The organism is Salmonella sp. 741265073_HBA (assembly GCF_046569105.1).
GTDB classification, from domain to species: Bacteria; Pseudomonadota; Gammaproteobacteria; order Enterobacterales; family Enterobacteriaceae; genus Salmonella; species Salmonella enterica.
In genome coordinates, this window is record NZ_JBKFRY010000003.1 from 199,917 (window position 1) to 219,360 (window position 19,444).

General features: G+C 50.5%; 21 protein-coding genes. 7 read left to right on the forward strand and 14 right to left on the reverse strand.

The window, feature by feature from the left end:
• The first annotated feature begins 209 nt into the window (after window positions 1-209).
• Together ACLD3P_RS05810 and ACLD3P_RS05815 are read left to right on the forward strand one after the other, a co-directional pair.
• A complete protein-coding gene (locus tag ACLD3P_RS05810) occupies window positions 210-1,067 on the forward strand; it encodes a GyrI-like domain-containing protein (protein WP_077248414.1) in 858 nt (285 codons plus the stop codon).
• Window positions 1,068-1,458: 391 nt separating this feature from the next.
• Window positions 1,459-2,568: a hypothetical protein gene (locus ACLD3P_RS05815; RefSeq protein ID WP_411006436.1), complete on the forward strand. Its 1,110-nt coding sequence runs from the start codon at window positions 1,459-1,461 to the stop codon at window positions 2,566-2,568.
• A gap of 213 nt (window positions 2,569-2,781) precedes the next feature.
• Here the strand turns inward: ACLD3P_RS05815 and ACLD3P_RS05820 are convergent, their stop codons facing one another.
• Window positions 2,782-3,018 (reverse strand): YgdI/YgdR family lipoprotein, encoded by a 237-nt coding sequence (locus tag ACLD3P_RS05820; RefSeq protein WP_001168017.1) that lies wholly within the window; start codon window positions 3,016-3,018, stop codon window positions 2,782-2,784.
• Between the two features lie 127 nt (window positions 3,019-3,145).
• Window positions 3,146-3,736 (reverse strand): TetR/AcrR family transcriptional regulator, encoded by a 591-nt coding sequence (locus ACLD3P_RS05825; protein ID WP_000208472.1) that lies wholly within the window; start codon window positions 3,734-3,736, stop codon window positions 3,146-3,148.
• Between the two features lie 77 nt (window positions 3,737-3,813).
• Between ACLD3P_RS05825 and bdcA the strand changes: the two genes are divergently transcribed.
• Window positions 3,814-4,527 carry an SDR family oxidoreductase gene (gene bdcA / locus ACLD3P_RS05830; protein WP_020839314.1) on the forward strand — a complete coding sequence of 238 codons (714 nt, stop codon included), beginning with the start codon at window positions 3,814-3,816 and terminating at the stop codon, window positions 4,525-4,527.
• Between the two features lie 90 nt (window positions 4,528-4,617).
• Here bdcA and ACLD3P_RS05835 read toward each other — a convergent pair whose 3' ends face one another.
• Both ACLD3P_RS05835 and ACLD3P_RS05840 read right to left on the reverse strand, forming a co-directional pair.
• Window positions 4,618-5,487 carry an aldo/keto reductase gene (locus ACLD3P_RS05835; protein ID WP_000456772.1) on the reverse strand — a complete coding sequence of 290 codons (870 nt, stop codon included), beginning with the start codon at window positions 5,485-5,487 and terminating at the stop codon, window positions 4,618-4,620.
• A 277-nt stretch (window positions 5,488-5,764) separates the two neighbouring features.
• Window positions 5,765-6,670, reverse strand: coding sequence for a LysR family transcriptional regulator (locus ACLD3P_RS05840; protein WP_076935234.1), 906 nt, complete (start codon window positions 6,668-6,670; stop codon window positions 5,765-5,767).
• A 118-nt stretch (window positions 6,671-6,788) separates the two neighbouring features.
• On the opposite strand from ACLD3P_RS05840, the gene ACLD3P_RS05845 reads away from it, so the two are divergent.
• Window positions 6,789-7,718: an aromatic alcohol reductase gene (locus tag ACLD3P_RS05845; protein ID WP_220569863.1), complete on the forward strand. Its 930-nt coding sequence runs from the start codon at window positions 6,789-6,791 to the stop codon at window positions 7,716-7,718.
• 59 nt (window positions 7,719-7,777) lie between these two features.
• Here ACLD3P_RS05845 and ACLD3P_RS05850 read toward each other — a convergent pair whose 3' ends face one another.
• Entirely contained in the window at window positions 7,778-9,391 is a 1,614-nt protein-coding gene (locus ACLD3P_RS05850; protein ID WP_001216559.1) for an ABC transporter substrate-binding protein, read from the reverse strand.
• Window positions 9,392-9,580: 189 nt separating this feature from the next.
• On the opposite strand from ACLD3P_RS05850, the gene mpaA reads away from it, so the two are divergent.
• Window positions 9,581-10,309, forward strand: coding sequence for a murein tripeptide amidase MpaA (gene mpaA / locus ACLD3P_RS05855; protein WP_000219104.1), 729 nt, complete (start codon window positions 9,581-9,583; stop codon window positions 10,307-10,309).
• Here mpaA and ycjG read toward each other — a convergent pair.
• Window positions 10,284-11,249 carry an L-Ala-D/L-Glu epimerase gene (gene ycjG / locus ACLD3P_RS05860; protein ID WP_001258061.1) on the reverse strand — a complete coding sequence of 322 codons (966 nt, stop codon included), beginning with the start codon at window positions 11,247-11,249 and terminating at the stop codon, window positions 10,284-10,286. The two genes, mpaA and ycjG, sit on opposite strands and share 26 nt — an antisense overlap.
• Before the next feature lie 115 nt (window positions 11,250-11,364).
• Between ycjG and tpx the strand changes: the two genes are divergently transcribed.
• Window positions 11,365-11,871 (forward strand): thiol peroxidase, encoded by a 507-nt coding sequence (gene tpx, locus ACLD3P_RS05865; RefSeq protein ID WP_000084401.1) that lies wholly within the window; start codon window positions 11,365-11,367, stop codon window positions 11,869-11,871.
• A gap of 88 nt (window positions 11,872-11,959) precedes the next feature.
• Here tpx and tyrR read toward each other — a convergent pair whose 3' ends face one another.
• The 8 genes from tyrR to pspA form a co-directional block, all read right to left on the reverse strand.
• Window positions 11,960-13,501, reverse strand: coding sequence for a transcriptional regulator TyrR (gene tyrR / locus ACLD3P_RS05870; RefSeq protein ID WP_001235493.1), 1,542 nt, complete (start codon window positions 13,499-13,501; stop codon window positions 11,960-11,962).
• 147 nt (window positions 13,502-13,648) lie between these two features.
• Entirely contained in the window at window positions 13,649-14,710 is a 1,062-nt protein-coding gene (locus tag ACLD3P_RS05875; RefSeq protein WP_001294472.1) for a TIGR01620 family protein, read from the reverse strand.
• Window positions 14,707-16,104, reverse strand: a complete 1,398-nt coding sequence (locus tag ACLD3P_RS05880; RefSeq protein ID WP_000825858.1) for a YcjX family protein — start codon at window positions 16,102-16,104, stop codon at window positions 14,707-14,709. The genes ACLD3P_RS05875 and ACLD3P_RS05880 overlap by 4 nt, the downstream gene beginning before the upstream one ends.
• A 148-nt stretch (window positions 16,105-16,252) precedes the next feature.
• Window positions 16,253-16,567: a thiosulfate sulfurtransferase PspE gene (gene pspE / locus ACLD3P_RS05885; RefSeq protein WP_001615721.1), complete on the reverse strand. Its 315-nt coding sequence runs from the start codon at window positions 16,565-16,567 to the stop codon at window positions 16,253-16,255.
• A gap of 75 nt (window positions 16,568-16,642) precedes the next feature.
• The gene (gene pspD, locus ACLD3P_RS05890; protein WP_001097607.1) at window positions 16,643-16,861 is read right to left on the reverse strand and encodes a phage shock protein PspD; all 219 of its coding nucleotides are present in this window, start codon (window positions 16,859-16,861) and stop codon (window positions 16,643-16,645) included.
• Window positions 16,862-16,883: 22 nt separating this feature from the next.
• Window positions 16,884-17,243: an envelope stress response membrane protein PspC gene (pspC, locus tag ACLD3P_RS05895; protein ID WP_000508938.1), complete on the reverse strand. Its 360-nt coding sequence runs from the start codon at window positions 17,241-17,243 to the stop codon at window positions 16,884-16,886.
• Complete coding sequence (gene pspB, locus ACLD3P_RS05900) at window positions 17,243-17,467, reverse strand: envelope stress response membrane protein PspB (protein ID WP_001274953.1); 225 nt, start codon at window positions 17,465-17,467, stop codon at window positions 17,243-17,245. Before pspB ends, pspC begins: the two co-directional genes overlap by 1 nt.
• A 59-nt stretch (window positions 17,468-17,526) precedes the next feature.
• Window positions 17,527-18,195, reverse strand: a complete 669-nt coding sequence (gene pspA / locus ACLD3P_RS05905; RefSeq protein WP_000511000.1) for a phage shock protein PspA — start codon at window positions 18,193-18,195, stop codon at window positions 17,527-17,529.
• A 170-nt stretch (window positions 18,196-18,365) separates the two neighbouring features.
• On the opposite strand from pspA, the gene pspF reads away from it, so the two are divergent.
• Window positions 18,366-19,346 (forward strand): phage shock protein operon transcriptional activator, encoded by a 981-nt coding sequence (pspF, locus tag ACLD3P_RS05910; RefSeq protein WP_001747565.1) that lies wholly within the window; start codon window positions 18,366-18,368, stop codon window positions 19,344-19,346.
• Window positions 19,347-19,444 lie beyond the last annotated feature (98 nt).

A 19,444-nucleotide genomic window follows, 5' to 3' on the forward strand; every position in this document is an offset into this window, starting at 1 on the left:
TTAACCGCCTGTGAAATTATGCCCTTCGCCATGCCAATTACTTAGCTTTACTGGCAAAAGCCGATCTCCAAGTGTAAAGTTTATTCAGAAACGTCAAGCAATTTAAATCTTTCTTGTTTTGCCAGAAAAGCTAACAACCCCCCACTGGTTTAATAACACAGTATGTCAAACACCTTAAATGTTTATATTTTCGGCTTCAATAAAGAGGAATGATGATGAAAAGAGCCATAATAGTCTCAGTATTAGAGCAAATAGAAAAAAATCTTGAAGAGAGGATTGATATTGAAAAGTTGGTTGTTATAACAGGTTATTCGCGAAGGAGTTTGCAGGATTTTTTTAAAGAAAAGTGTGGCGTCTCTATCGGAAAATATATCAGACAACGCAAGTTGAGCAGAAGCGCCACTCTGCTAAAGCTGACCTCTCAGTCGGTCACAGATATCGCGTTCAGAATGGGGTTTGATTCAGTGCAGTCCTATAGTCGAGAGTTCAAAAAAACATTTGGCGTCAATCCCAATAACTATCGCAAGGCTGATTTCTGGGATCTCAGAAACCTACGGCCTCCCTACTGGCTTGACTGTGATGAGCATTATCAGTTCGAAATTTGTCAGCTTACGTCAAAAGAAATTTTCGGATTTCAAACATCTCATCAGATCGCAACAAATGACCTTCCTAAAAAAGCGTCGCCTATAAAATGGAAAATCATTCATGAGACGCTCAGAACGTGGGGCGAAAATGTGTATTGTCTCTCGTCTTTTAAGCCGGATAATACCAAAGACCAGGTCATCGCCGTAAGCAGTTTTTTTGGTATGGAACATAATTCCGTCGATGGAGGCAAAATACCCATGTCGAGGGTAATAAAATGTGGTAAATATGCAAAATTCCATTTCGTTGGTCATAAGGAACAATATCAACAATTTTCCAATACAATATATATGTGTATATTGCCAAAACTGAATCTTATCAGGAGAGAAGGAGAAGATATTGAATACTTCCATTTGGCATCCGTCCAAAAGCAACAGAATAATGAATCCATTGTCGATCTTTATTATTACATCCCTGTACTGTAATGACTTCGTACCATCCACGCATTTCATCTGAAAAGCCTTCTCTTTTCAGAGCGGTAATAAAACTCTCAGTATTGATTCTGGTAAAATAAGTGACTATTAATATAGTTAACGTTTTGAAAGAATTGAAAAAAAATAAATTGCGTGCACGCGACACCGGAGACAGATTACTGACAGTACTGTACGGTGTAGTGATCAGGTAATATTGGCTACAGTTTACGGTAAAAGCAAAGTCCATACTTTAACTATTAATGGGAGTATGCTGGCCGGGCGGCTTGCGGGGCCTTCATGCTCCCACATTTACAATGTTGGTATGATTACATTCTCTCTATACTTTACTGTGCTAACCTTTTATCTCGTTGAGATAACGTTTAATTAAAATGCTCTCTTTTTGATGTACATTATAAGAGGAGACATTATTCATATTTTCGAAATCAGGGCAGACGATATGTATACAACCATCAGAAACACAACGCTAGCAATGGTAGCTTGTTTTTCGTATATCGCACATGCCAGTACCCACCCTCCTCTTATTATCACCAGGGGAGCCGGAGGAGACGCCTCCGGAGCCACAGTCATTCATGATAATTGGCGGCATGGCACTCCTGACCTGGTCAATCTTACCGATATCCCCATAGATAAAATCAGACCAGAAAAATACCGTTGCGTACTGATTATTGGGCAAGGAGCTATAAAAGAGATGCTTCATGCGAACAATGCCTCAGCAATACTTTCCGGAAAAACTGTTGGTCTTTATACTCATCTGATCGATCAGAACACGCTCAGATTACTTCGGAAATTGCAGAACAAAGTGAGATTCAATCTCTTTTTTACCCGCTCGCAGATAACTCTACTAAAACTAAGGAACATTTCAGAATATAATTTTTTGAGTTCTAAAGTAAATAATGTCTGGGGACAAGACTCACTAGCAATTGAAACAGTGGCACCTGACAGGGGTAATATACCGGAAAAAGCCCTTCCCCTCAAAACAACAGATTATGTGATCTGGCTGGGTGGAAACTATACTACCTCCTTTGGTACGCAGCGTATCTTCACAAACGATCAGATTGTTGTAGCCCTGAAACCACTACATAATGTTATTTCATCAAACGCATCGATTGCTATTATGCTTTCACCACGTTTTTTTGATAATAGCATGAGTAAAGAAGCAAAAGTTAAACGACTGAAGGCAGTGCTTAACACCTTTTCGCGAAACAGGGTCACATTTTATATGAGTAAGGAGATGCTTGCTAATCTGAAAGAATTTGATTTGCCTGTTCAACTATCCCCTTCTTACGCGGAGCTGATGCGAATTCCCTGGGCCAGCGCTACCCAGCATTTTGCTTCTGTGGATCAATATAACCTGTTTGCTGATCTCATACCTAAAGTCACGCCATTTCTTCTTGAACCGAATGATGCCGATCAAGCTCTCTATGCGACGGATTATCTTAATACCCGGCGTGTAAGTCTGACCCAAAATATTCTTAACCATGGTTGTGACTAAATAAAACGCGCAGAATCCGGGATAGTTAGCAATCCAAAACAGACCGTTAGCCATGAGTACTGTTTATCTTCACTATACAGGGAACAACCAAATAACTGACAACACAAATCAAGCCGATACCCGGAATTCGGCTATACAGGCGCTCTATTCAATTCTGGCCCAGAAACAGTCCGGTACCCATACTGGACACGGCCTCCCAACTGCTTTAGCGCATTACCAGTCCAGCTTCGATGCGCCTTCTGTCGTCTGCACTATTTCACTGGTTTTAATAACGCGATGATAACCATAAACATCAGCGTATTTCGTCATTCCGGTTGCGGTGTCAACCTCCGGCTTACCCTGCGTTTCAATAATCTCTCCCGTCCGGGTCGTCATGGTATAGGTCGTTGTACATCCGGCTAGCATCAACACTGATAAGCTAAGTACCGTAATAAGACTACATTTTTGCATCTCTCGTTTCCCTGACACCTCTATTTTTGATGTACTTTACCGAATACCGCAACGGCAAGATGGATGATTAGGGCTATTGCTCCCTGTTTGCCCGTACTGATTGGCTCAGGTTTTTTGATGCGCTGCGTTAATCCGGCAGTAATCGCTCCAGCACATCTCCAGCCAGAAGTACACTCTCCTGAAGACGCTCCAGGCTATACCCCGCTCGCGCCTTGGCGGAAAGTCCCGCCATTAGCGTCCCCATAAAGTCAGTCATCCGGTCAGCCTCTTGCGGATACCGCATGGCGACATAAGTGCGAATCAGGTTTTCAGCAGCGATGTAAAACTCGCAGGCGGCCTCTCGTGCCGGTTTATCGTTACAATGAGCGCCCTCCAGAACCAGACATCCGGTGGCATCAGGATCGGCAGCGTAACGTCTTGCCGCTTCCATTAGCACATCGATAAGGCACTTCGCGGTCGGGCGATCGTGACGCAGAAGCGCCCCGAGCGGAATCGCGTCGGTCATCCTGTAACGTTTTAATACGCGAGTATACAGCCCCAGCTTGCTACCAAACGCCGCATAGAAACTGGGAGGATTGATCCCGAACGCTTTTGTCAGATCCGCTACGCTCACCGCGTCGTAGCCGCGCGAATGAAATAAGTGTTGAGCGGTTTCAATGGCTTGCTCCGGATCGAACTGGCGAGGGCGACCCGGCGTTCGGCTATGTTTTGTAGTCATTACTACATAACTCCTTGACGGCATGATTTCATTACGCATATTGTAGTGACTACTACAATATCATAAAGGACATCCTGATGACGCTATTTCGCAACAAATCTGTACTGGTTTTAGGGGGAAGTCGTGGTATCGGCGCGGCTATTGTACGACGCTTTAGCGCTGACGGCGCATCGGTCGTTTTCAGCTACGCCGGATCGCGTGAAGCCGCCGAAAAACTGGCAGCGGAAACTGGAAGCACCGCCATCCAGACGGATAGCGCCGATCGTGATGCCGTCATCAGCCTCGTGCGTGAGTACGGACCGCTGGATATTCTGGTCGTCAATGCGGGCGTCGCTCTCTTCGGCGATGCGCTGGAACAAGATAGCGATGCGATAGATCGTTTGTTCCGCATTAATATCCATGCGCCTTACCATGCGTCAGTCGAAGCAGCCCGCAACATGCCGGAAGGTGGACGCATTATTATTATCGGTTCCGTGAATGGCGATCGGATGCCCGTACCGGGAATGGCCGCGTACGCCGCCAGTAAATCAGCCCTGCAAGGGCTGGCGCGCGGCCTGGCCCGTGATTTTGGCCCCCGCGGGATTACGATAAATGTGGTGCAGCCAGGCCCCATTGATACCGACATCAATCCGGAAGATGGCCCCATGAAAGAGCTGATGCACAGTTTCATGGCGATCAAACGACACGGAAGACCTGAAGAAGTGGCTGGAATGGTGGCATGGCTTGCCGGTCCGGAAGCCTCTTTCGTCACCGGCGCGATGCACACCATCGATGGTGCCTTCGGCGCCTGACGGCCAGGCGAATATCATACGGTTGCCGTCTACGCTCCGGCAACCGTGTTAGAAGCTGTTCATGCGAGAAAACATCCGCAAGCGCCGGGATCAATCGTGGATTTTAACGCCAAGACAACCGCGAACAAATTCGGGATTAAAATGCTTCACCGCTTCGCCAACATAGCCTAAATCAAGTGTGTTGATTTGAGCCATTTCGTTATCCGTTAGTGAGAAATCCCAGATGGCAAAGTTCTCTTCAATACGTTCCTGTCGAGTGGATTTAGGAATAACCGTGACGCCACGCTGCACGTTCCAACGCAGGACAACCTGCGCGATGGTTTTTTGATGGGCATCGGCAATCCTTTGAAGCATTTCATTTTCATACGGTTTATGTCTCCCGCCGCCTAACGGCGCCCACGCTTCAGGCTGAACGTTATAATGCTTCATGGTTTCCAGCGCAGCGGGTTGTGCAAAGTATGGATGCAATTCGACCTGGTTTACCATTGGCGTAATTCTGACGGTTTCACAGAAGTTGGCTAACACATGCGCATAGAAGTTGGACACGCCAATGGCTTTTAGTTTACCGGCTTCATAAGCGTCTTCCAGCGCGCGCCACGCACTAAAATAATCGCCCATTGCCTGATGCAATAAATAGAGATCAAAATAATCTAACCCGGATTTTTTCAGCGACGCTTCAATACCTGCTTTGGCCAGATCGTAGTTAGCCATATCTTGCACCCACAGTTTAGAAGTAATAAATAACTCCTCACGGGTACACAGGCCTGTCGCGATGGCTTCACGAACAGCGTCACCAACGGCATCTTCATTGCCGTATACCGCAGCGGTATCGATAAGACGATAACCGCTGCGAATAGCGCTTAACACTGACTGCTGACATTCTTCTTTGTCGGTTACCTTAAAAACGCCAAAACCCACCATAGGCATTTTAAGGTTGTTACTTAATATTGAATATTCCACGCTAAAGCACCCTTTCGTCGTAAAGACGCCATGATAAGAGCAAAAGACAGGTACAATGAGTATTGTTAAATCCGATTATATTTATACAAAAAGTTCATTAATAACAGTTGTACAGATTTTTTATTGCATCCAAACGTTCAGTGCTTGCTATATACTCGCCGTGTAGCCCCCTGTTTGATAATGCCTTTTACTTATGCGTCAAAAACCAGTACCGTCATTTTGACCGTCTGTGAAAAAGTTTTCTGAACAGGCAATGCGATATCCGGAATAATATTTTTTAGCGAAGAGGCTCCGGCTGGCTCAGCGCCGTTTTGCACCAGTCATAAAAAGCGCGTACCGCAGGCGGCAGAAACCTGTTTTGCGGATAGACCAGCGCAAGCGGCAAATCATAAGAATGGTTGTCCATGCAGGTCACCAGCGCCCCGCTGTGCAGATACGGCGCAACCAGATAGCTGGCGACGCGAATTAACCCCAGCCCCTGTATTCCGGCCTGAATATAAGCGTCCGTATCATCGACAACCAGCGTCTCCTGCATCCGCATCGCGTAATCCTCCCCCTCACGCGTAAAAAACCAGTCGGTGGTACGCCCGGTGCGGTGGTTCAGGTAGCCGACCGCATGGTGTTTTTGCAGATCATCTAAATTTTCAGGGCTACCGTAACGCTCAATGTAAGTGGGCGATGCTGCTATCACCCAGTTAAAACTGGCGAGCGGACGGGCAACCAGCGTGGTGGAATCATCGATCCTGCCGGCCCGAATTACGCAGTCATACCCTTGCAGGATAATATCCTCCACGCTATCGCTGGAACAAAGTATCAGCTCCAGCTCCGGATACTGGCGCAAAAAGGCCGGGAGCATGGGAATAATGCAATGCCGGGCGAGAGATTGCGGCATCCCCACTTTAAAACGCCCTTTGGGTTGTGCCGCCCGGCCGGGAAATGACGACTCCATGGCCGCGATATCTGCCAGCACTCTTTTGCACTCTTCGTAGTAACGCCGCCCCTCTGCGGTCACACTAAGTTTGCGAGTTGTACGTTGCAAAAGCTGAATCTTAAGCCAGGATTCCAGTTCTTTAACCACCCGCGATACCGTTGAGCGCGGCACGCCCAGCACTTCGGCGGCTCTGATAAAACTATGAGTATCCACTACGCAAACATAGACCTGCATCGCTTCCAGCTTGTCCATTTTCCCCCCGCCAATTATCCCATTTATCAGAACAGTCTAACCCGTCTTCGGCGTCTTATCGAACGCAGATCCCTGACGTAATCTCTATCTACAGGTGAATCAACACAGAGAGGGGCAAATGAAACAATCCAATAATCAGGTGGGTGAAAAAGTATTGGTGCTGGGCGCGGGACAACTGGGGGCGTCAGTGCTGGCGTCGTTGGTTCCGGCGGTCACACAGCGTAATGGTTCCGTTTGCGTTATTGTGTCAGGGCGATCGAGGGATAAACAGAGCAAACGACGTTCCAGCATTCATCAACAACTGGCAGATGCCGGTGCGCGGTTTATCCCGGTCGACATCGCGGGCAGTTCGGTTGCAGCGTTAAAAGATCAATTCCGCGTTTTTGATACGATCATCAATTGTATGGGGTTTGTCGCCGGTGCGGGTACCCAGATAAAAATCACCCGCGCGGTACTGGAGGCGGGCGTTAAGCGCTATTTCCCCTGGCAGTTTGGCGTGAATTACGATGTGGTCGGCAAAGGCAGCGGCCAGCCGGTGTGGGACGAACAGTATGACGTCAGGACGTTTTTGCGCGAGCAAAACGTCACAGAGTGGGTGATTGTTTCAACCGGTATATTTACCTCTTTTCTCTTCGAACCGGCCTTTGATGTGGTCAACTTAGCCCAAAAAACCATCAATGCCCTCGGCGGATGGGAAATGCAGGTCACCGTCACGTCGCCTGCGGATATTGGTCGCCTGACCACTGAAATTTATCTGCATCAGCCGCGTATCACTAACGAAGTCGTCTTTGTTGCGGGGGAAACGACCTCTTATGCAAAACTGGCGGAAACGGTCGAACGCGTGACGCAGCAAACTTTTACCCGAGGCGTATTGACGCTACCTGACTTACAGGAGCAGCTCCGTTTACATCCGCATGACCCAATGCTGCGCTATCGCGTCGCCTTCGCGCGTGGTGACGGTATGTGGTGGCCGATGAGTGACACCTGGAATGCACAACATCATCTGCCGACACAGGATATTGCCGCCTGGCTGAAAACACAGCAATGAGAACGGCGGCATCAGGCGGCGGGCGTGGTTACCTTTCATCAAAAGGCAACCAGTACGCATCAGTGCTTCACAATATACATCGTACGGCTATAGGCCACATCTTCCGGGTTAGTAATGGGGTATCCCTTTACCCACGGTTTAATTAACCGGCCATTGGTATACTGATAAATAGGCGCTATAGGCGCTTGTTCCGTTAAAATTTTCTCCGCTGCATTGTAATCCGCGTTACGCGCTTCGGCGGTATTTTCCATCGTCGCTTGCGTCAGGATTTTGTCATAAGTCGGATTAGTAAAGCGTGAAATATTCCCCGTATGCGTGGACGTTAATAAGGATAAGAAAGTCGACGGTTCGTTGTAATCACCCATCCAGGAGGCGCGAATAACATCAAAATTACCGGTATTCCGGCTGTCGATATACGTTTTCCACTCCTGGTTTTGCAATTTCACATCCACCCCCAGATTTTTCTTCCACATTGACGCCACCGCAATCGCGATTTTCTGATGGTTTTCTGAGGTATTGTAAAGCAGGGTTAATTTAAGCGGCTTCTGCGATCCGTAGCCTGCTGCACGCAGCAATGTTTTCGCCTGGGCGTTAAGTTCTTCCTGGCTCATTTGTTCAAACGGTGAAGGATCGGGCTTAAATCCTGCCGTGACATCCGGTGTAAAATGCCAGGCCGGTTTTTCACCGGTACCTAAGACTTTTTCCGCCATCAAACGGCGATCAATGGTCATACTTAGCGCCAGACGAACGCGGGAATCCGCCGTCGGCCCTTTCTGCGTATTAAACGCATAATAATAAGTCCCTAATTGCGGCGGCGTATAAACTTGCCCTGGAATATCCTTCAATAATTTCTGGTACATATTTTTAGGGAAAGATTCGGTGATATCAATATCACCGGCAAGATAACGTTTCGTCGCAGCCGACTCCTGGTTAATGGGTAAAAATGTCACTTTTTGCAGTACCGTTTTCGCGTTATCCCAGTAATGCGTATTAGGCACGACCACCAGTTTTTCATTTACCACGCGCTCTTTAAGCACATACGCGCCATTGCCGATCAGTTTTCCCGGCTTCATCCAGTCTTTACCGCTTTCAACATTCGCTTTTTGGACCGGATAAAAGGCAAAACTGGCGGTCAGACTGGCAAACCAGGGCAACGGCTTGTCAAGCTGAATACGCAAAGTGTGCGCGTCCACGGCACTGACGCCAAGCTGATCCGGCGTGGCTTTACCGTCGATAATGGCTTGCGCATTAGTGATGCCAGCCAGAGCGGCAAACCAGGCGAAGGGGGAAAGCGTTTTGGGATCAACGAGACGTTGCCAGCTATAGACAAAATCCTGGGCGGTCACCGGCGTTCCATCGGCCCATTGCGCATTATCCCGCAACGTAAACGTCCAGATACGATTATCATTGCTCTTCCACTGGCTGGCGACGCCAGGGATAATTTCACCCTTTTCGTTCTGGTTAACCAGCCCTTCAAATAGATCGCGGATCACCTGAATTTCAGGCAGCCCAACGGCTTTCGCTGGATCTAACGAAGCGGGCTCATCTTTGATATGACGCACCAGTTCTTGTTTCTCTGCCAGTACCGTTCCACCGGGAACATCCGCAGCATATGCCAGGGAAAAGCTGCTAACCAACAGCGCACAACAGGTTACTGAAACAGAATGCCTCATAGAAGTTCCTCAAAGATGAGTTAAATAACAACGTAATTATTTGTTTCAGCAGAAAGAAATGCAATTATCTTCCGCCAGAAAGTTGATATTGCGCCATACAAGAGGGTAAATAGAAACCATTTGATAATCGGCGGGTTTTACACAACACTACGATGATTACCCTACTGGTCTCAGCTTCGGGAAACATGTATGACTGTCACCCGCCCCCGTGCCGAGCGCGGCGCATTTCCGCCAGGCACTGAACATTATGGACGTTCGCTACTAGGCGCACCGCTAATCTGGTTTCCGGCGCCTGCCGCCGATCGCGAAAGCGGCCTGATACTGGCTGGCACCCACGGGGATGAAACCTCATCCGTGGTGACGCTCTCCTGTGCGTTACGCACCTTAAATCCTTCCCTTCGCCGTCATCATGTCGTACTTGCCGTTAATCCTGATGGCTGTCAACTGGGGTTAAGGGCAAATGCGAATGGCATTGATTTAAACCGTAACTTTCCCGCCGCCAACTGGAAAGCGGGTGAGACAGTTTATCGCTGGAATAGCCGCGCGCAAGAGCGTGATGTCGTGCTGCTAACCGGCGACCATCCCGGCTCAGAACCGGAAACCCAGGCGCTTTGCCAGTTAATACATCGACTCCAACCCGCCTGGGTCGTCTCTTTTCACGATCCGCTAGCCTGCATTGAAGATCCACGTCGCAGCGAGCTAGGCGAGTGGCTGGCCGATGCGTTTGCGTTGCCGCTGGTAACCAGCGTAGGTTACGAAACGCCCGGTTCGTTTGGCAGCTGGTGCGCCGACCTCAACCTGCACTGCATCACCGCCGAGTTTCCCCCTGTTTCCGCCGATGAAGCCAGCGAAAAATACTTGCTGGCTATGTCGAATCTGCTCCGCTGGCATCCTAAAGATGGAGTTGACCCGTCGTAAAGCGTAGCGCGGGCTCAACATCAACCGCCAGCCATGTTGGGCCATCAAGATCGGCGAAGCTCACCTGCGGCATAAGCGGCAGCGCGGCGCTAATCGCTCTTGATGTACAGAGCATACAGCCCAGCATCAGGCCGAATCCTTGCTCCCGCGCCTCCGTTGCCAGCGCCAGCGCCTCGGTCAGACCGCCGGTTTTATCCAGCTTAATGTTGATCATATCGTAGCGCCCCGTCAGGGCTTTCAGACTACTGCGAGTATGGCAGCTCTCATCTGCACAGATAGGCAACGGATGAATAAAATTTTCCAGGGCGGCGTCATCCTGCGCGGGCAGCGGTTGCTCCAGCATCGCGACATTCAGATCCGCCAGTAACTGGCAACGCGCCGCCAGCCCTTCTGGGCGCCACGATTCATTGGCGTCCACAATGAGCGTCGCCTCCGGCACCGCCGAGCGGATCGCCACCATACGTTCGCTAATCAGACGAGCATCAAGTTTGATTTTCAGCAACGTCGCCCCTTTTTCCCATAGTGCCGCCGCACTGGCTGCCATCTGTTCCGGCGTGCCTATCACTACCGTTTGCGCGGTAGTAAAAACCGGGGCCAGCGTCACGCCGAGCAGCCCGGCAAGGCTTTGCTGCCGCTGGCGGGCCTGCAAATCCCATAAGGCGCTATCCACCGCGTTGCGCGCCGCGCCTGCCGGCAACAGTTTCTGCAATGCTTCGCGAGTCAGCCCGTTTTCTAACTGAGGCACAATACTCATGATTTGCGCCATGACCGAGGCATCACTTTCACCATAACGTGGATATGGCGTACATTCCCCGATGCCTTTTACGTCCTCTTCTTCCAGTTCGACAACGACAACATGCGCTTCGCTTCGGCTACCACGCGCAATAACGAAAGGCGTATGTAACGGCCAGGTTTCCTCATATACCTTAACAGATCTCATCTCTTCCCCTCTGATAGCGCCGGACGCGGCTTGCTACAAATAGTATTTGCCGTGTTAATGAATAATGACTTAAACTGGATTTCGACGTTAACTATAAGTAAATAGGAACATAATTATGTCACAGACTGTACATTTCCAGGGTAACCCGGTCACCGTTGCCAACGTTATTCCGCAGGCTGGTAGCAAAGCACAGGCTTTTACTCTTGTCGCAAAAGATTTGTCTGACGTTTCCCTCAGCCAATATGCAGGCAAACGCAAAGTGCTGAATATTTTCCCAAGCATTGATACTGGCGTATGCGCCGCATCAGTTCGTAAGTTTAATCAACTGGCCACAGAAGTGGAGAATACCGTCGTATTGTGCGTTTCTGCTGACCTGCCTTTTGCACAGTCGCGTTTTTGCGGCGCGGAAGGCCTGAGCAACGTTATTACGCTTTCCACTCTGCGTAATAACGAGTTTCTGAAAAACTACGGCGTCGAAATCGTTGACGGTCCGCTGAAAGGTTTGGCGGCGCGCGCAGTCATCGTGCTTGACGAAAACGACAACGTTATTTTCAGCCAGTTGGTGGATGAAATCACCCACGAGCCGGATTACGACGCCGCGCTTAATGTCCTGAAGGCATAAGCCAGCGCCTGCTGGTGCTACGTTTGTCAGTGCTACAGGTGGTGCTCTTTTGTCACAAGAAGGCCTCTATCCAGAGGCCTTCTTTTTCCTACTCTTCACCCTTCTTCTGGCTCAGACCATATTCACGCAGCTTATTGGCAATCGCGGTGTGCGATACCCCCAACCGTTTCGCCAGTTTACGCGTACTCGGATAGCTACGATAAAGCTGGGTCAGGACAGAACGTTCGAAACGACTGGTAATGTCATCCAGCGAACCTTCCATCGCATCCTCGCCGACTGCCACCGTCGCGGCATCGTAGTCAGGCAGCAGGATATCCTGCGGACGCAGCTCATACCCTTCCAGTTGCGTCAGCGCCCGGTAAATCGCATTTTTAAGCTGGCGAACGTTACCCGGCCAGCCGTAACGAGTGAGAACCGTACTCAGATCGGCAGACAGTTTCGGTCGCGGAACGCCCTGTTCGTCGGCAAAACGCGCCACGAACAGTTCGGTCAACGGCATAATATCCTGCGGACAATCGCGCAACGGCGGCAAATTAAGCGTCAGAACGTTAAGTCGATAATAGAGATCTTCGCGGAACAGTCCTTTTTGCACCAGCTCCACCAGATTTTTCTGCGTGGCGCAGATAACGCGGACATCAACATGAATTTCGTGATCTTCGCCGACGCGACGGAACGTACCATCATTGAGAAAACGTAGCAGCTTCGCCTGCATACGCGGCGACATTTCGCCAATTTCATCCAGCAGCACCGAACCGCCATTCGCCTGTTCAAAAAAGCCTTTTTTACCTTCCGGCGCATGGCCAAATAGTTCGCTTTCTACCGCATCTTCCGGGATTGAAGCGCAGTTGAGCGCCAGATACGGCTTCGCTGAACGAGGGCTTGCCTGGTGACAGGCATAGGCGAAAAGATCTTTGCCGGTTCCCGTATCGCCGGTAATCAGCAGCGGCGCGCTGAGCATCGCCAGTTTGCGCGCCTGCTCAACGACGTGCTTCATCTTTGCGCTCACGGCAATAATCTGACTAAACGCGCTCAGATCCTGCGTGGACAAATTCTGTAGCTGCTGCCCCATACGAATAGTGGAACGCAACATCACGACCGCCCCGGTCAACACGTATTCGTCATTTTCGTTTTGTAAATGTACCGGCGTAATCTCCATCAGGAAGTTTTGCCCGTTGATCACGACATGTTCGTTATGGGAGCTTTGCGGATTACCGTCCAGCCAGCGCTGAAAATTGAAGCCATTGATTAATTGTGCGGCGGTATGGTGCCGCATTCGCTCCTGGCTCTGGGCAAAAAGCTGACAACTCGCCGGGTTCGCCATCTCCACTTTACTCTTCATATCCAATGAGAGCACCGGCTCCGGCAACGCCTCAAGCAGCGCGCTCAGGGCCAGATGTTCACGTTCGGACGGCATCCAGGGAACGGTACGGACATCCGTTACGCCGGAAATACGGCGGATTTCGGCCATCAGGCTGCTAAAGTCGGTGAATTCCAGCTCAGCAAAATTAAGATAAATTCGCCCAATGGGATCAATCTCGATTCCGCGTAAATCAATGCTACGTAACACCAGTAAATCAAGTAATTCGCGGGTCAGACCAAGTCGGTCTTCACAAAAGACTTCCAGACGCATGGGAACCTTCACCTGAATAATGAACCATTAAATAGATGATAAGCCACTATTCGGCTGGCAGGAAGGATTCTGTCAACAAATATTGACAGCATGGCGCAAAAACGGGCGCTGCAGCGTAAAGCCAGGCAATCAGCGCCCTGTGGAAGGTCATTTCTCAGGCGACGACTTACTCTTTTGCAGCGTCTCTTTTAGCTGACCGATAAGCTGACGACGAAAATCACCGAGACGTGGTTTATCGTTGTCGATCCACGGCAATGGTCGACATAGCTCCATCGCTTTTATTCCCAGTCGAGCGGTAAGGAGACCTGCGCCAATCCCCTGCGCCGCGCGCGTGGACAGGCGTGCGGCCAGATCCTGAGACATCCAGTCCATACCGACTTCACGCACCAGCTCACTGGCTCCCGCAAACGCGATATTCAGCAACACCAGACGGAACAGACGAAGGCGGCTGTAATAACCAAGTTCAATGCCATACAGCGTTGCGATACGGTTAATCAGGCGTAAATTACGCCAGGCAATAAACGCCATATCCACCAACGCTAACGGACTGACGGCGATCATCAGAGTCGATTCCGCGGCGAAACGGCTAATCTCACGTCGCGCCTGCGCGTCAAGTACCGGCTGTACCAGATGCGCATACAAACCGACGATTTCCCTGTCGTTTTGCGTTTCGTGAATAGCGGCATACCAACGTTGTAATGCCGGATGTGATTGATCAATCCCCGCCTGCTGCGCCAGTTTTTCGCAAAATGCGCGACCTTTCCCGACGCTATGGCTATGTAACAGTTCACGCGCTTCATCGCGTTCATGCGCCCGCTGGCGCAAGCGCCATAATCGCCGCCACTCCGTGACCACCGATCCCACGCCAGCGCCAACGATCAGCGCGCCTGCGGCACAACCGCCTAAAGCGACCCAGTCCTGAGTTTGCCAGGCATTCATTGTCCACTGTACGCCTTGCCCGACCACGCTCGCGCCAAACAGCGCCAGCCCTCCCATCACCATTTTACGCCACAGGCTGCGTTTGGGACGCAGCGCGGCATCGACCGCCGCTTCTGCCACGCCTTCGTCTTCCGGGCGCTCATCGATAGCTGCAGGCGCAAATGTACGCGACTCCGCTTCGCTGAAAGTTTGCTGCGCTTTGAAGGCCGACGTAGGCTCCTCCTTTAGCGGTTCTGCAAAATCAATACGCGGTTTTAACGGTTCGCTCATCGCAGCTTATCTCCTATTAAAAACTCCAGCGCAGCGTCCAGACGAATATGCGGTAATGGTTTATCAACATCCATTACCTGCGGACGAAAGGCTTCGAACTGAAAACCCTGCTTATCCCAAAACGCTTGTCCCGGCAAACGCGAAGGCACTTCGCCGGGGTACACGGTTAACGGCGCGCCGTCACTCAAACGGTTTCCACGTAAAGCCGGGATTTTTTCGCCGTTGACCTCAATCACGCCGCTGGTAGTCGCCTGTACCGACGCCAGCCCCAGGCAATCCATACTAATGCCTTCAAACGCGGCATTTTGCCACGCATCCTGAATAAGCTGCTGGAGCAAGGCCACCATATTGGCATGTTGGTCGAGGGTGACATGGTCGGCTTTCGTCGCGGCGAACAGCAATTTGTCAATCACCGGCGAAAACAGGCGGCGAAACAGAGTTCGCTGACCATAGTGAAAACTTTGCATCAGCTGCGTTAAAGCGAGACGCATATCATTAAACGCCTGCGGCCCGCTATTAAGCGGTTGCAGACAGTCCACCAGCACAATCTGGCGATCAAAGCGTAGAAAATGATTTTTGTAGAACCCTTTGACCACTTTTTCGCAATAGTAGTTAAAGCGTTCGCGCAGCATTCCAGCGTTGGTCTGCTTATCCGCCTGCGCCAGTTTTGACTCGCCGAAGGCGTCCACATCCGGCCACGGGAAAAACTGCAACGCTGGCGCGCCCGCCATATCGCCCGGCAAAACAAACCGTCCAGGCTGAATAAAGTGCAATCCCTGCGATTTACACTGATGCAAATAATCCGTCCAGGCGGCGGCAATCTCCGCCAGCCGGTTTTCATCGGCGGGCGCCAGCGGATCGAGCCCGTCGCAAAGTTGCCGCCATTTTGCGGCCCACTCAGCGCGTTGTCCTTGTAACAAGCCGTTCATCTGACGGGACCAGCTTAAATAATCCTGAGCCAGCATGGGCAGATCGAGTAACCATTCCCCTGGATAGTCCACAATCTCCAGATACAATGTCGAGGTATCTTTAAAATGGCGCAGCAGCGAGTCGTTTGAGCGATAGCGCAATGCCAGCCGAATCTCACTCACGCCGCGCGTTGGTGTGGGCCATGCGGGAGGATTGCCATAAAGCTGAAGTATCCCCTCGTCGTAGGTAAAACGGGGAATACCAAAATCACGTTGAGGCACGCGCTTTACGCCAAGCAGGCGTTCTTCGCGTACCGCGCTGAGCAACGGTAAGCGCGCGCCCGCGTGGACATTAAGCAACTGGTTAACCATCGCCGTGATAAACGCTGTTTTACCGCTGCGGCTCAACCCGGTTACGGCAAGACGCAAATGCCTGTCTACCCCACGATTGACCAGCGCGTTGAGTTCAGTTTTAAGTCGCTTCATTGACATCCTGTTGAGCCTGAAGAGAAGAGAAAATAATAACGAGCCTGCGTTATAGATATGTGCAAAAACGTTATTATCAACTACCCGGAGAGATCAACAACGGCGCATTAAGCGCCGCGGTTAGTATGAGTATTGAGCAATAGATTATCTATTTTTTTACTTTCGGCATATCAAGACGACTGATACCGCCCATATTCATCGCGTGCGTATACCCCATATCAAGCAACATTTGTTTTGCCATGCCCGACTGTCGCCCGGAGTTGCAATATAACTTTACCGTATCGTTCCTGTCTGGAACTACCGTTTCGATATGAGATTTAATCTCCTGCAATGGGATATTAATCGCGCCCTGAATATGCTCACGTTGATATTGTTCCGGAATGCGGACATCTATCCAGTATTCTGCGGCATAAAGCGGCATGGCTACGAATAACGCTAACGCAAATATTCCTTTTTTCAACATACTTCCGTCCTGACACGTAATGTATTTCGCACACACTATACGCCAGAGCTTAACGAAATATTATGACCAGACTCGCTATTTGTAACGCTGCGAAATTTTATTCGCCGCCTTACGAAGTACTGGCTCCAGCGCAAACGCCAGCAACATTTTTAGCGGACGACGGGCGACGGATTTTACCGCCCATCCCGCCACGCCGGCAGGCCCGTAACGTAACGCGGTCAACAGAACCAGCTTACCTGCTATTTTGAAGCCGGGCTTCACCTTCTGCCCGGCGCGTTGCCAGCGAGTATTCATCTTCACCTCCCCGATATAACACTTAAAGTTGACGGAAACGACTACGCAGTGTGAACGTATCTGACGTGACGTAGCGTTCCATTTCTCGCAAACGCTTTTCGCCTGCGGCAAGCTCTCGGTCTACGGTATCCAGCAGTTCGCCGCTGGTCGGCTGCGGTTTGCCTGCGGCCAGATTATCCGGCATAGGGTCCAGTACAAAAGACAGAACGATATAGGCCACTACGGTAAAAAACGCCAGCCCAAAGAAAATCGACAGCACGACCAGAATACGTACCAGTTTTACCGGTACATCAAGGTAGTCGGCGATCCCGGCGCAAACGCCACGCACCATGCCCTTTTGCGGCATACGCCATAGTTTTTTATTCAGATTGATTCCACCCATTAGCGCTCTCTCCAGTTCGGATGCTCTGCATCAAGAATGTCTTCCAGCGCCTGAATGCGCTCGCGCATACGTTGCGCATCGTCTGTGAGTTGCAGTAAGCGTTGCTGCTCGCTTTGCGAAAGTTCTCCCCGACCGGCGCGGTTGCTGTAATGCAGCCACAGCCAAATCGGTAACACAAACAACACAAAAATGGTTAACGGGATGGCCAGAAATAGCGCGCTCATGCGTTCTCCTTACACCTAAAGCTGATGAGCGACGGCGCGTACCGGCGCCGCCATTGTCATTATTGATTATCTTGCTTCATTTTGGCTTTCAACTGCGCCAGCTGCTCGCTGATTTCATCATCGGCTTTCAGGTTGGCAAACTGTTGGTCCAGCGATTGCTGCTTACCAAAACGATGGCTTTCCGCTTCCGCTTCCATTTGATCGATACGACGTTCAAAGGATTCAAACCGTGCCATGGCTTCATCCAGTTTGCCGCTATCAAGCTGACGACGGACATCACGGGAAGAACTCGCCGCCTGATGACGCAGCATCAGCGCCTGCTGGCGAGCGCGTGTTTCGCTGAGTTTGTTTTCCAGCTCGCCAATCTCTTTCTTCATGCGCGCCAGCGTGTCATCCACCAGCGTGACTTCCTGTTCAAGCGTAGCAATTAAATCGGTCAGCTTTTGTTTTTCAATCAATGCGGCGCGCGCCAGATCGTCTTTATCTTTGCGCAGAGCCAGTTCCGCTTTTTCCTGCCACTCGGTCTGCTGAGCCGTGGCCTGTTCAATACGACGGGATAACTGTTTCTTTTCCGCTAAAGCACGTGCGGAGTTCGAGCGAACCTCCACCAGCGTATCTTCCATCTCCTGAATCATCAGGCGCACCAGCTTCTGCGGATCTTCCGCTTTTTCCAACAACGCATTGATATTGGCGTTCACGATGTCGGCAAAACGAGAAAAAATACCCATAATTCAATCCTCACATAATGTTCTGATAACGGGCAATGCCCTGCTACATGATTAATACAATTTGCGTGCCAACTTTTCATGCCACTGATAATAAAGAAATTGTTTCGTTTTACCTCGCCAGCAAAAAAGGATAAAGTGGTGAAAAACACTAACAAGTGGCGATTTTCATCATGGCTGAATTTAAAGATAACCTGCTCGGCGAGGCAAACCGTTTTCTTGAAGTACTGGAACAAGTCTCCCGGCTCGCGCCGCTGGATAAGCCAGTGCTGATTATTGGCGAACGCGGTACGGGTAAAGAACTTATCGCCAATCGCCTGCACTATCTCTCTTCACGCTGGCAGGGGCCGCTTATCTCGCTTAACTGCGCAGCGCTTAACGAAAATCTGCTGGACTCCGAACTGTTTGGTCATGAAGCGGGCGCTTTTACCGGGGCGCAAAAACGTCATCCCGGTCGCTTTGAACGCGCCGATGGCGGCACGCTGTTTTTGGATGAACTGGCGACAGCGCCGATGCTGGTACAGGAAAAGCTGCTGCGGGTGATTGAATATGGCGAGCTAGAGCGCGTCGGCGGCAGCCAGCCGTTACAGGTTAATGTGCGATTAGTATGCGCCACCAATGCCGATTTACCCGCCATGGTGAAGGAAGGGACATTTCGTGCCGATCTGCTCGACAGGCTGGCTTTTGATGTTGTACAACTGCCGCCGCTGCGCGAACGCCAGAGCGATATCATGCTGATGGCCGAGCATTTTGCTATTCAGATGTGTCGTGAACTACGTCTGCCCTTATTTCCCGGTTTTACCGATCGGGCAAAAGAAACGTTGTTGCATTACGCCTGGCCGGGTAATGTCCGCGAGCTGAAAAACGTAGTCGAACGTTCAGTGTATCGCCACGGCAGCAGTGAACATCCTTTGGATGAAATTGTTATCGATCCTTTTCAACGCCATCCCGCCGAACCGCCCACGCCCGCCCTGCCATCGGCATCCGCCACGCCTGACCTGCCGCTCAACTTGCGGGAGTTTCAACTGCAACAGGAAAAAGCGCTGCTGCAACGTAGCTTACAGCAGGCGAAATTTAACCAGAAACGAGCCGCCGATTTGCTGGCACTCACCTACCACCAGTTTCGCGCCTTGCTTAAAAAGCATCAGCTTTAGCTATTTCTCCGGCTAATTGACGACATTTACGCCAGTTATCCACCGACATTTTTACGTGGCGGGCCGAAGTGCGATACACTTTGCAAATTGAACTTCAA

What these genes read in the sequence shown, in the direction of transcription:
- ACLD3P_RS05825 (WP_000208472.1), bottom strand. Translation starts at nt 3,736, where the DNA reads ATGACTACAAAACATAGCCGAACGCCGGGTCGCCCTCGCCAGTTCGAT.
- ycjG (WP_001258061.1), bottom strand. Translation starts at nt 11,249, where the DNA reads ATGAGATCTGTTAAGGTATATGAGGAAACCTGGCCGTTACATACGCCT.
- tpx (WP_000084401.1), top strand. Translation starts at nt 11,365, where the DNA reads ATGTCACAGACTGTACATTTCCAGGGTAACCCGGTCACCGTTGCCAAC.
- bdcA (WP_020839314.1), top strand. Translation starts at nt 3,814, where the DNA reads ATGACGCTATTTCGCAACAAATCTGTACTGGTTTTAGGGGGAAGTCGT.
- ACLD3P_RS05815 (WP_411006436.1), top strand. Translation starts at nt 1,459, where the DNA reads ATGTACATTATAAGAGGAGACATTATTCATATTTTCGAAATCAGGGCA.
- ACLD3P_RS05850 (WP_001216559.1), bottom strand. Translation starts at nt 9,391, where the DNA reads ATGAGGCATTCTGTTTCAGTAACCTGTTGTGCGCTGTTGGTTAGCAGC.
- ACLD3P_RS05810 (WP_077248414.1), top strand. Translation starts at nt 210, where the DNA reads ATGATGATGAAAAGAGCCATAATAGTCTCAGTATTAGAGCAAATAGAA.
- ACLD3P_RS05880 (WP_000825858.1), bottom strand. Translation starts at nt 16,104, where the DNA reads ATGAAGCGACTTAAAACTGAACTCAACGCGCTGGTCAATCGTGGGGTA.
- ACLD3P_RS05845 (WP_220569863.1), top strand. Translation starts at nt 6,789, where the DNA reads ATGAAACAATCCAATAATCAGGTGGGTGAAAAAGTATTGGTGCTGGGC.
- pspE (WP_001615721.1), bottom strand. Translation starts at nt 16,567, where the DNA reads ATGTTGAAAAAAGGAATATTTGCGTTAGCGTTATTCGTAGCCATGCCG.
- mpaA (WP_000219104.1), top strand. Translation starts at nt 9,581, where the DNA reads ATGACTGTCACCCGCCCCCGTGCCGAGCGCGGCGCATTTCCGCCAGGC.
- pspB (WP_001274953.1), bottom strand. Translation starts at nt 17,467, where the DNA reads ATGAGCGCGCTATTTCTGGCCATCCCGTTAACCATTTTTGTGTTGTTT.
- pspF (WP_001747565.1), top strand. Translation starts at nt 18,366, where the DNA reads ATGGCTGAATTTAAAGATAACCTGCTCGGCGAGGCAAACCGTTTTCTT.
- pspC (WP_000508938.1), bottom strand. Translation starts at nt 17,243, where the DNA reads ATGGGTGGAATCAATCTGAATAAAAAACTATGGCGTATGCCGCAAAAG.
- ACLD3P_RS05820 (WP_001168017.1), bottom strand. Translation starts at nt 3,018, where the DNA reads ATGCAAAAATGTAGTCTTATTACGGTACTTAGCTTATCAGTGTTGATG.
- ACLD3P_RS05840 (WP_076935234.1), bottom strand. Translation starts at nt 6,670, where the DNA reads ATGGACAAGCTGGAAGCGATGCAGGTCTATGTTTGCGTAGTGGATACT.
- pspD (WP_001097607.1), bottom strand. Translation starts at nt 16,861, where the DNA reads ATGAATACTCGCTGGCAACGCGCCGGGCAGAAGGTGAAGCCCGGCTTC.
- pspA (WP_000511000.1), bottom strand. Translation starts at nt 18,195, where the DNA reads ATGGGTATTTTTTCTCGTTTTGCCGACATCGTGAACGCCAATATCAAT.
- ACLD3P_RS05875 (WP_001294472.1), bottom strand. Translation starts at nt 14,710, where the DNA reads ATGAGCGAACCGTTAAAACCGCGTATTGATTTTGCAGAACCGCTAAAG.
- tyrR (WP_001235493.1), bottom strand. Translation starts at nt 13,501, where the DNA reads ATGCGTCTGGAAGTCTTTTGTGAAGACCGACTTGGTCTGACCCGCGAA.